Raw genomic sequence first — 10,843 nt, forward strand, 5'->3', positions numbered from 1 at the left:
CCGCCGCTCAACTCGGTCCCGGCTGCTCCGGGCCGCGCTGCTCGGCTTGTTCGTGCGCGATCAGCTCGTTGAGCCAGCGCACCTCCCGCTCGCTCGACTCCAGCCCCAGCCGGTGCAGCTCGCGGGTATAGCGGTCGATCTTCTCCTCGGCCCTGGCCAGCGCGTCCCGCAATCCTTCGCGCCGCTCCTCGACGCGGCGGCGCCGTCCTTCCAGGATTCGCATCCTGACGTCGGCCGGTGTCCGCGAGAAGAACGCCAGGTGGACGCCGAATCCCTCGTCGTCCCACGTCTGCGGTCCCGCGTCGCCGAGCAGTTCGGCGAAGCGTTCCTTGCCCTCGGCGGTGAGCTTGTAGACGCGGCGGCCGCGCCGGGACCAGGCCCGGTCGTCCGCCTCGTCGAACTCCTCGACGAGGTAACCGGCCCGCAGCAGCCGGCGCAAGGTCGGATACAGCGAGCCGTACGAGAACGTCCGGAACATCCCGAGCGTCTCGTGCAAACGTTTGCGCAGCACGTACCCGTGCATGGGCGCCTCGTGCAGCAATCCGAGGATCGCGAGTTCGAGCACACCACACCCCATTCCGGGAATACGCCGCGACCGGCACCGTTGACCACACGGAACCGGCTCAGCCAACCTACTCGCCGAGTATATCGCGTCGATACATCGGAGTGGCGGAAATAACCCGCTGCCAGCACTCGCCCGATGATCCGTGATCAGAGCGTTATCTATCTTTCGGCGTGTCCGAACGGTTGCCCAGGGTGCGGGAAAGCAGGGGGCACCGCGGACACAGAAAGAGCCCGTACTCTGTCCTCGTGCGAAACCAGCGGCAGGTTGTGGATTACGCCTTGCAGCGCCGTGCGCTGCTGGCCGGCGTCCGCTCCGGACGCGTCGGAGACCACGAGGTCTGCGACGCGAGCCCGTACCTGCTCCGCGCGGCGAAGTTCCACGGCAGACCCGAGGACCGGGCCTGTCCGATGTGCCGCCGGACGCCGTTGCACCTCGTTTCGTGGGTGTACGGCGACGAGCTCAAGCACGTTTCGGGATCGGCACGCACCCCCGCGGAACTGACCCGGATGGCCGGGGTTTTCGGGGAGTTCACCGTCTATGACGTAGAGGTGTGCCGGACGTGCCATTGGAACCATCTGGTCCTGTCCTATGTCCTCGGCACGGGAGAACCCCAGCCGACCCGGCCGCGAAGGACTGCCGGGCAGTGACGAGTACCACAACCGCTGCAGAACGCGGGGCGGCTCCAGTGCAGACAGCGCCGCCTTCGGAGGCCCATTCGTGAACGACGACCGCAATCGCCCCTGGCCGAGCCAGGAGCCCGATGCACCTCGCCGTGCCCGGCGACCTCAAGAGGACCCCGGTCCCGCCTGGCCCGCTGATGACGCCCCCCGGCGCCCCGCGCCGCCCCGCCGTCCTCCCGCGGGCGGCCCGCGCCCGCCGCGCGCCCAAGCCGGTCCGGAGTGGCCGAGCGGCGACGAAGGCGGTCCACAGTGGCCCGCGGCCGACGAGCCGCGCCGCCCGCAGCGCCCGCCGCAGAACCGCGCTCCGCAAGGCCGTCCGCCGCAGGGCCCCGGACCGCAGGATCGCGGTTCGGGCACTCGCGCGTCGCAGATCCTCGACGGACAGGGCGCGCCGCCGCGCCGCCAGCCTCCGGGCGGCCGTCCCGGCCCTGACGGCGGCCCTAACGGGAACGCCACCCAGGGATTCCGGCAGCCGCCGCCCGGCGGACGGCCTCCGCAGGGCCGCCGGGTCCCGCCGCCGCCCCCGCCGTCGTCCTATCCGGAGACCGACCGCGAGCCGGACCTGATCACGCATGCCGCGCACAACGGCTACGCCCCTTACGACGACCGGTACGACGACGCCTACGACGACCCGTACGACGAGGAAACCCGCCTCGCCCAGTACTCGGACGACGCGGACTTCGAGGACGACCCGGAAGGCGAGGAGGACGGCAAGAAGAAGAGCAAGGCCGATCTCACGCCGAAGCAGCGCCGCAAACGCCGGTGGAAAATCATCCGGCGAGTGCTGTACGCGATGTTCGGCCTCTTCTTCGTGGTGCCCGCGATCGCGTTCGTGATCACCTATTTCACGGTCGACGTGCCCTCGCCGCAGGAAGTGCTCTCGAAGCAGAGCCAGCCGATCACCTTCTACTACGGCGACAAATCGGTGATGGGCCGCTCGGTCCCGGAGGGCGGCAACCGCGAACTGCTGCAGCCCAACCAGGTGCCCGAGGTCGTCAAGCACGCGGTGTACTCGGCCGAGGACGCGACCTTCGAGACCAACTCCGGCTTCAACGTGATGGCGATCCTGCGGTCGGTCTTCAACCAGGCGACCGGCGGCACCGGCGGCGGTTCGACCATCTCGCAGCAGTACATCAAGCAGGCGACCAAAAACGACCAGGCCACGCTGTCCCGTAAGTGGACCGAGCTGGCGAAGTCGTTCAAGCTGAACAACGAGACGTCCAAATCGGACATCATCACCGGCTATCTCAACATCGTCTTCTTCGGCCGCCGCGCGAACGGCGTCGCCGCCGCCTCGAAGGCGTACTTCGGCAAGGACGTCGGGCAGCTCAACGCCTCCGAGGCGGCGCTGCTCGCCGGGATGATCCAGGGCCCGGGCAAAGACCGCGACACCGCGTACATGCAGAAGCGGTGGAACTACGTGATGGACCAGATGGTGGCCAACCACTGGCTCTCTCCCGCCGACCGCAAGGCCGCGCAGTTCCCCACGCTGGTCCCGCGCGACTCGCAGCAGAAGCAGGACGCCGGAACGCTGGACTACCACATCCAGCAGCGCATCTTCGACGAACTCAAGGCCAAGGGCTACGACGAGGACAAGCTGTACTCCAGCGGCGCGAAGATCTACACCACGATCGACCCGAACGCGCAGAAGCTCGCCGCGCAGTCCGTGCAGGACAACATGGAGGGCCAGACCGACGACAGCCTCAAGGGAGCGCTGGTCGCCGTCGACCCGAGAAACGGGGGCGTGCTCGCCTATTACGGCGGGCCGACCACGGTGAAGAACGACGCGGGCAAGGACACGCTCGCCACGGACTGGGCGAACGTGCCGCAGAACCCGGGTTCGTCCATGAAGGCCTACGACCTCACCGCCTGGCTCAAGATGGGCAAGGGGCTCGGCGAAACCTTCGACGGCACCGACCGGCGGGAACTCGGTGGCCGGGTGGTCCGCAACGCGGGCGAAAGCTCCAGTTGCGGTCCGCAGTGCACGGTCAAGAAGGCAATGGAGGTCTCGGCGAACACCGTGTTCTACGACATGGTGCTGAACTGGACGAAACCGGCCAGGGTCGCGGAGGCCGCGAAGGAGGCGGGCGTGCAGTCCGCGCCGCAGGGCAAGGCCAAGCTCGGCACGAGCGACGCCAACATCGCCCTCGGCGGTGGCGCCACCGTGGTGACCCCGGAGGACATGGCCGCGGGGTACGCGTCGTTCGCCTCCGGCGGCGTCCGGCGCGACCAGCACTTCGTCGCGAAGCTCACCAACTCCCAGGACGAGGTCATCTTCGACGACTCCGCCGGGCCGGGAAAACCCGCGTTCGACGACAACGCGGACAAGAGCAAGCAGATCGCCGGGAACGTGACCGACGCGCTCGGCCCGGTCATCGCCGAATCGCACCTGAAGTGCCCGAGCGGCCACGAGTGCGCCGGCAAGACCGGTACCCAGCAGTACGACCCGAAGGACAGCGACCCGGCCTCGTACAAGGACCGCAACGCCCAGACCTGGATGGTCGGGTACACGCCGTCGGTGTCGGCCGCGGTCTGGATCGGCGGCGACGGCAACAAGCCGCTGCACGACAAGAACGGCAAGCCGATCTTCGGCAAGACGATCGCGGGCCCAGCCTGGCAGGACTTCCTCACGAACTACCTGAAGGACAAGCCGGGCGAGAAGTTCGACAAGGTCGACCCGATCGGCAAGGACGCCGACCAGGTCGTCACGTCGAGCAAGGCGGCCCCGCCGCCGCGCGAAACGTCCAGCGAGCAGGCACCGCCTCCGACGACGGAGTCCTCGTCGGCGCCGCCGTCCACTTCGTCGCACCCGCCGTCCTCGACGACGACCAGCCCGACCCGGCCGAGCGGCATCTTCGGAGGCGGCACCGAAGGCGGGAACCCGGGCAGCGGGGGCGGTCCCATCGTGAACGGCGAACCGCCTAAACGCAGCGGCTGATCCGCGGCCAAGCGCTGTCAAGAGGCTCCTCTCCGCACTGGAGAGGAGCCTCTTTTTGCCGGTACCGCCCGGCTGGGGGTGCGGTAGGTTCACCGACGGTCTCCCTCCCCCGCGAAGGGGATCGGCCAGGAGAGTGAACCTCGACCGGGGTTGCCGCGTCTGGTCATCAGAGGGCCTTCTGCGTCCGCAGGCTGCCCGTGTCCGAGAAGAGGATCCGCAGTGAACGACGACCGCAGCCGCTCCTGGCCCGACCGGGATCCCGACCCGCGGCGTCAACCACCTCCCTCCCAGCCCAGACAGCCGCCGTGGGCCCGCGGTCCGCAACGCCCCGCCGCGGGTCCGACCCGCCCGGCCGGACCCGCCGGTTCGCCGCCGCCGGGCCGCCGTCCGCCGCCTCCCGGCCGCCGCCCGGTCCCGCCGCCGCAGCGCGAGCCGGAGCTGATGACCCACCGGATCGCCGAGGACGACTACCGCGACCAGGGCTATCGGGGCGCCGACTACCGCGACGAGGGCCCGCTCGATCCGGACGACGGCTACCCGCCGGAGGACTTGGACAAGAAGGGCCGCACGCCCGCCCAGCGCAAAAAGAGACGCTGGAAGATCATCCGGCGCTGTGCCTACGCGTTCGTCGGCCTCTTCATCGTGATCCCGGCGATCGCGTTCGTGATCACCTATTTCATGGTCGACGTGCCCTCGCCGCAGAGCATCGCGCAGGGCCAGAACCAGGCCGTCACCTATCTGTACGCCGACGGCAGCCCGATGGGCAAGGACGTGCCCTCCGGCGGCAACCGGCAGATCCTCACCCCGCAGCAGATCCCGGACGTGGTGAAACACGCGGTGATCGCGACCGAGGACTCGTCGTTCGAGACCAACTCCGGCTTCGACGTCACCGGCCTGCTGCGCGCGGCGTTCAACCAGCTCACCGGCAAGGCGGGCGGCGGGTCCACGATCTCGCAGCAGTACATCAAGAAGGCCACCGACAACGACGCCCCGACGCTCACCCGAAAATGGACCGAGCTGGCGAAGTCCTTCAAGATGAACCAGACGTACGAGAAGCAGGACATCATCACCGCGTACCTGAACATCATTTACTTCGGGCGCGGGGCGTATGGCGTCGGCGCGGCGTCGCAGGCCTTCTTCCACAAGGACGTCTCGAAGCTGGACTACACGGAGGCCGCGCTGCTGGCCGGGCTGATCCAGCAGCCGGGCCGTTCGGAGAACCCGAAGGTGGCCCAAGGCCGCTGGAACACCGCGCTCGACCGGATGCTCGAGAACAAGTACATCACCGCGCAGCAGCGGCAATCGGCGCAGTTCCCGCAGGTCATCCCGCTCGAGGAATCGAAAGACGACGCGAACGCGCCGTACAAGTTCATCAACGTGCAGGTGAAGGCCGAGCTGGCGCAGCACGGCATCGACGACGACAAGTACTACGCGGGCGGCTACACGGTCCAGACCACCATCGACAAGCACGCCCAGGAGGTCGCGACCCAGGTGGCGACCGACGCGTTGAAGGACCAATCCGACGACCGGCTGCTCAATTCGCTGGTCGCGGTCGATCCGAAGACCGGCGGGGTGCTCGCGTACTACGGCGGGCCGGCGCTGGTCGACGTGAACGGGAAGAAGCAGGGCGCTCGCGACTGGGCGAACACGCCGCAGAACCCCGGTTCGTCGATGAAGGCGTTCGACCTCACCGCGTTCCTGAAGATGGGCAAGGGGATCAACGAGACCTTCGACGGCAGCAACAACCGGGTCTTCGACGGCCGCAAGGTGCGCAACGCGGGTCCCAGCTCCAGTTGCTCCGGGCAGTGCACCGTCGCCGAGGCGATGAAGCGGTCGGCGAACACGGTGTTCTACGACATGGTGCTGAACCAGACGCATCCGGGCCCGGTCGGGCAGGCCGCCCAGGAAGCCGGCGTGAAGACCAAGGACAACGGCGGCAAGTCGCTGATCTCCACCGCGGACGCCAACATCGCGCTCGGCGGCGGGAACACCCAGATCACGCCCGCGGACATGGCCAGCGCGTACGCGACCTTCGCCGCCAACGGCGTCCAGCGCGACCGGCACTTCGTGCTGAAGGTGACCAACGCGCAGAAGGAAGTCGCCTACGAAGCGCAGCCGAGCGCGGGCAAGCCAGCATTCGACAGCAGCGCGGACAAAGCCAAGCAGATCGCCGGCAACGTGACCATGGCACTGGGTCCGGTGGTCGACTTCTCGCACCTGAAGTGCCCGTCCGGGCACGAATGCGCGGGCAAGACCGGTACGCAGCAGCACACGGTGCGGTCGGGCGAACCGGCGTGGGCAGCGAACGCGAACGCGCAGACCTGGATGGTCGGCTATACGCCGTCGGTCTCGGTCGCCGCGTGGGTCGGCGCGGACGGCGACCAGGCGCTGCACGGTTCGGGCACGTCGCCGATCTACGGTTCGACGATCGCGGGTCCGATGTGGCAGAAGTTCCTCGACGGCTACCTCAAGGGCAAGCCGGCGGAGAAGTTCGACCAGGTGTCGCTGATCGGCGTTCAGGCCCCGCCGGCGCAGGGCGACCAGAACGCGGGCGACGGGCAGCAGCCGCCGCAGCAGACCAACGGCAACCAGCCGGACCCGGGCGACGACGGCAACGACCACGGCGGCCCGATCACCGGCGGGCCCAGCCAGCCGCATTGGCCGACCGGGCTCCCGCACTGGCCGTCCGGCAAGCCGTCGTCGCACAACCCGCCCACTGGCGGTCCGACGACGGGCGAAGATCCGCCACAGGAGTAAGGAAAAGGCCGTGGCCGCGACGGTGGGGGGAGGCCGTCGCGGCCACGGCCGTTCAGGGGCGGCCTCAGCCGCCGAGGGTGATCACGCGGCCTTCGGCACCGGAGCGGTGCGCGGCTTCGATCACGCGCAACGCCTCGACCGCGCTCGCCGGGTCGACCGGGAAGTCCGCATCGCCGCGCAGCGCGTCCCGGACCTGGGCGTAAAACGCTTCGTAGCAACCGGTTTCGGTCGGCACCAATTCGGTTTCGTCGTTCACACCGAGCCGGCCGGCGTCGCTTTCCGGCTCCACGCCCCAGCCGTCGTCGCCAGGCCGGAGACCGGCCTTGATCTGCGGTTCCTGGACGTCGAGGCCATATTTGGTGAACGTCGCCTGATCGCCGAGCACGCGGAACCGCGGGTTGCGGGTGCCCGCCAGCGCTGACGACCACAGGTGCGACCGCACTCCGTTCGCGTGGTGCAGAGCCACGAACACGTCGTCGTCCACCTGGACGCCGGGGCGGCGGCGGTCGACCTCCGCGTAGACCTGGGTGACCGGGCCGAACAGCTGCAGTGCTTGGTCGACGATGTGCGCGCCGAGGTCGTAGAGCAGACCGCCCGCCTCGGCCGGGTCGCCGAACTCGCGCCAGTTGTCCTTGATCTTCGGCACCCAGCGGTCGTAGCGGGATTCGAAGCGGAAGACCTCGCCGAGGCGACCGGAGCCGAGCACCTTGCCGACGGTGCGGAAATCCGAGTCCCAGCGGCGGTTCTGGAACACCGTGAGCCCGACGCCCTTGGCCTTCGCCGCGTCGACGACCTGCTGCGCCTCGGCCGCGGTCGGCGCGAACGGCTTGTCCACGACCACCGGAATCCCGGCCTCGATCGCACGGAGGGCGAGCGGCATGTGCGTGCGGTTCGGCGTGGTCACCACGACCAGGTCGAGATCACCCGCGCGGGCGAAAAGCGCGTCCGCGTCCGGGACCACCTCGGCGCCGGGATGCTCGGCGCGCGCCTGCGCGGCCCGGTCCGGGTTCGCGGTCACCAGCACGGCCGGGACCAGGCCCGGCGTCGCCGCGACCAGCGGCGCGTGGAAGATCCGGCCGCCGATCCCGTACCCGAGGATGCCGACCCGCGCGTCATCAGCCATGACCCCTATTAAACAACACTGTTGCGTAATAGGCCACCCGTCCGAGATGATCGGCCGATGGCGGAAACCGGCGTCAACCTGCGCGGGCTGCGACGCCACAACCGCGCGCTGCTGCTCGGGCACATCCTGCGCGCGGGCGGGCTGAGCCGGGTCGAGCTGGCGCAGCGGTCCGGGCTGACCCAGCAGGCCGTGTCGAAAATCGTGTCCGACCTGCTGCCGGAAGGGCTGCTGGACGTCGAACGCGCACCCGCGGCCGGGGTCGGCAAACCGCGCACGATGCTGCGGCTGCGCGCGGAAGCCCGCTGCGCACTCGGCGCGCAGCTCGACCGGGACGGCTACCTCGTGCTGCGCACCGGCCTGACCGGCGAGGTCGAGGACATCGTGGAAGGCCCGCTGCCGATCGGCTTCAGCCCGGAGGTCGCGGTGACCGCGATCGCCGACGGAGTGCGCAAACTGCTCGCCGACCTCGATCCGGCGCGCGTGCTCGGGCTCGGCGTCGGCGCGGTCGGACCGCTCGACCACCACGCGGGCCGCGTCCGCGACGCCACGAACATGCCCGGCTGGCACGACGTCCCGCTGCGCGATCTGCTCGCCGAACGCACCGGGCTGCCGGTCACGCTGGACAAAAACACCAACTCCGCCGCCTTCGCGCACGCCTGGCCGGAGGAGACCTCGGCGGCGACGGCGGTGGTGCTCGTCGGCACCGGAATCGGCGTCGGACTGCTGATCGACGGACGCGTTTACCGAGGCCCGCGCACCAACGCGGGTGAGTTCGGCCACACCACCATCGCGTACGCCGGACCGCGCTGCGCCTGCGGCCGCCGCGGCTGCGTCGAGGTCATGCACCGCGCCGCGGGCACCCCGCACGACGCCGCCCGGCTGCTCGGCATCGGGCTCGCCGACCTGGTGCAGGTGCTCGATCTCGAGCGGATCGTCCTGTTCGGACGGACGATCCGCGGCGCGCCCGAGGTCTACCGCGAAACGGTCTCGCAGCAGCTGCGGGACCTGCTGCCGGTGCCGTACTGGCAGCGCATCGACGTCGAATTGAGCGATCTCGACGAGGAAGCGGTGGCCCTCGGCGCGGCTTTCGAGGTGCTTGCCGGGTTCTATGCGGATCCGAAATGACCGGCAGCCCACCCGCGGACCGATAGCATCCCGACGTGTCCCGCGTCTCCGACCCCGCCGACGAGCCGGATTCGGCTCCCCGCACGCTCACCCCGGCGGAGCGAATCGCCCCCAGCCGCCACGACCCGCTGGTGGCCGCGGCGACGAGACCCGTCGGCGGTCCGATCGGCGCGCACGCGGCGGTGGGCAGGCAGTGGTTCTGGTCGCCGCAGCGCGTCGGGCTCGCGATGGCCGTGCTCGCGCTGGTGGTGTGCTGGTTCGGCAAGGCTTCGTGCATCCAGCAGTACAGCGATTCCAACGGCGTGCACCAGCTCGACTGGCGCTCCGGCCGTCCGTTCGTCGCGATGTGCTACTCCGACATCGTCCCGCTCTACAGCTCGGAAAAGCTCGACGATTCGCACACCTTCCCCTACGTCACGTCGTGGCAGGAGGATTCGCAGACTGCGGAGAACCAGACCCGGTACATGGAGTACCCGGTGGTCACCGGCCTGTTCCAGTGGATCAACGCGAAGCTCGCGGCGGGCTGGACGTCGGTCGCGAACGCGGGCTGGCTGCCCGGCGCGCTGCCGGTGGCGATCTACTTCAACATCTCCGCGTTCTGGCTCGCGCTCGCCTGGCTGGTCACCGTGTGGGCCACCGGGCGGACGACGAAACGCAGGCCGTGGGACGCGGTGCTCGTCGCCGTCTCGCCTCTGGTGCTGGTCCATGCCTTCACGAACTTCGACGCGCTCGCCGCCGCGGCCACCGCCGCCGGGATCCTCGCGTGGTCGCGAAAACGCCCGGAAGTCGCCGGAGTCCTGTTTGGACTCGGCGTCGCCACCAAGCTGTATCCGTTGTTACTGCTCGGAGTGCTGTTCCTGTTGTGCCTGCGCGCCGGGAAGCTGAGCGCGTGGAGCCGGACCGCTGCGTTCACCGTGCTGGCCTGGCTGGTGGTGAACGTCCCGTTCATCGTCGCCGCGCCGCGCGGCTGGTGGGAGTTCTTCCGGCTCAACACGTTGCGCCCGATGGACCCGGATTCGCTCTACAACGTCGTCTCCTACGCCACCGGCTGGGCGGGCTTCGACGGCGTGCTCCAAAAAGGACAGACCCCGGCCGTGCTGAACATCGTGGTCGCCGTGCTGTTCGTGCTCTGCTGCGCGGGAATCGCGTACGTCGCGCTCACCGCGCCGCGCCGGCCGCGGTTCGGGCAGCTGGCCTTCCTCGTCGTAGCGGCGTTCCTGCTCACGAACAAGGTGTGGAGCCCGCAGTACTCGCTGTGGCTCGTCCCGCTGGCGGTGCTGGCGATCCCGCGCTGGCGGCTGCTGCTGGGCTGGATGGTCATCGACGCGGCGGTGTGGGCGCCGCGGATGTTCTATTACCTCGGCGTCGACCACAAAGGACTGCCGGCGGGCTGGTTCCTCGGCGGGGTGGTCATCCGCGACCTCGCCGTCGTCGGGCTGTGCGTGCTGGTGCTCCGCGAGATCTACCGTCCGCGCACCGACCTCGTCCGGCTCTCCGGAGACGACGACCCGGCTGGCGGCGTGCTGGAGCGGGCCCGCGACAAGGTCACCTTCGCCGCCTTCCGCCGCTCCCGCACCGAACAGCCCGTCTCCTGAATTCCGTGAGGGGAACCCTGAGGGACTCTGATTCCCAATGCCAGGAACTTAGGCTGCTCT

At 69.4% G+C, this 10,843-nt stretch carries 7 protein-coding genes; 5 read left to right on the top strand and 2 right to left on the bottom strand.

From position 1 onward, the window contains the following. Positions 1-7: 7 nt before the first annotated feature. Complete coding sequence (locus tag ACFORO_RS34555) at positions 8-565, bottom strand: PadR family transcriptional regulator (protein WP_037716279.1); 558 nt, start codon at positions 563-565, stop codon at positions 8-10. Between the two features lie 245 nt (positions 566-810). Between ACFORO_RS34555 and ACFORO_RS34560 the strand changes: the two genes are divergently transcribed. From ACFORO_RS34560 to ACFORO_RS34570, 3 genes are all read left to right on the top strand, one after another. Continuing rightward, on the top strand, positions 811-1,212 hold the full coding sequence (locus ACFORO_RS34560) for a DUF5318 domain-containing protein (protein ID WP_354735774.1): 402 nt from the start codon (positions 811-813) through the stop codon (positions 1,210-1,212). A 70-nt stretch (positions 1,213-1,282) separates the two neighbouring features. After that, the gene (locus tag ACFORO_RS34565; RefSeq protein WP_377871305.1) at positions 1,283-4,183 is read left to right on the top strand and encodes a transglycosylase domain-containing protein; all 2,901 of its coding nucleotides are present in this window, start codon (positions 1,283-1,285) and stop codon (positions 4,181-4,183) included. Positions 4,184-4,624: 441 nt separating this feature from the next. Beyond that, positions 4,625-6,940 carry a transglycosylase domain-containing protein gene (locus tag ACFORO_RS34570; protein WP_377871318.1) on the top strand — a complete coding sequence of 772 codons (2,316 nt, stop codon included), beginning with the start codon at positions 4,625-4,627 and terminating at the stop codon, positions 6,938-6,940. Between the two features lie 64 nt (positions 6,941-7,004). Here the strand turns inward: ACFORO_RS34570 and ACFORO_RS34575 are convergent, their stop codons facing one another. Further along, entirely contained in the window at positions 7,005-8,063 is a 1,059-nt protein-coding gene (locus tag ACFORO_RS34575; RefSeq protein ID WP_377871306.1) for a Gfo/Idh/MocA family oxidoreductase, read from the bottom strand. A gap of 57 nt (positions 8,064-8,120) precedes the next feature. On the opposite strand from ACFORO_RS34575, the gene ACFORO_RS34580 reads away from it, so the two are divergent. Both ACFORO_RS34580 and ACFORO_RS34585 read left to right on the top strand, forming a co-directional pair. Then, the gene (locus ACFORO_RS34580; RefSeq protein ID WP_354735781.1) at positions 8,121-9,188 is read left to right on the top strand and encodes an ROK family transcriptional regulator; all 1,068 of its coding nucleotides are present in this window, start codon (positions 8,121-8,123) and stop codon (positions 9,186-9,188) included. A gap of 35 nt (positions 9,189-9,223) precedes the next feature. After that, positions 9,224-10,783: a glycosyltransferase family 87 protein gene (locus tag ACFORO_RS34585; RefSeq protein WP_377871308.1), complete on the top strand. Its 1,560-nt coding sequence runs from the start codon at positions 9,224-9,226 to the stop codon at positions 10,781-10,783. Positions 10,784-10,843 lie beyond the last annotated feature (60 nt).

The sequence above is a fragment of the Amycolatopsis halotolerans genome (assembly GCF_042647905.1).
Lineage (GTDB): Bacteria > Actinomycetota > Actinomycetes > Mycobacteriales > Pseudonocardiaceae > Amycolatopsis > Amycolatopsis halotolerans.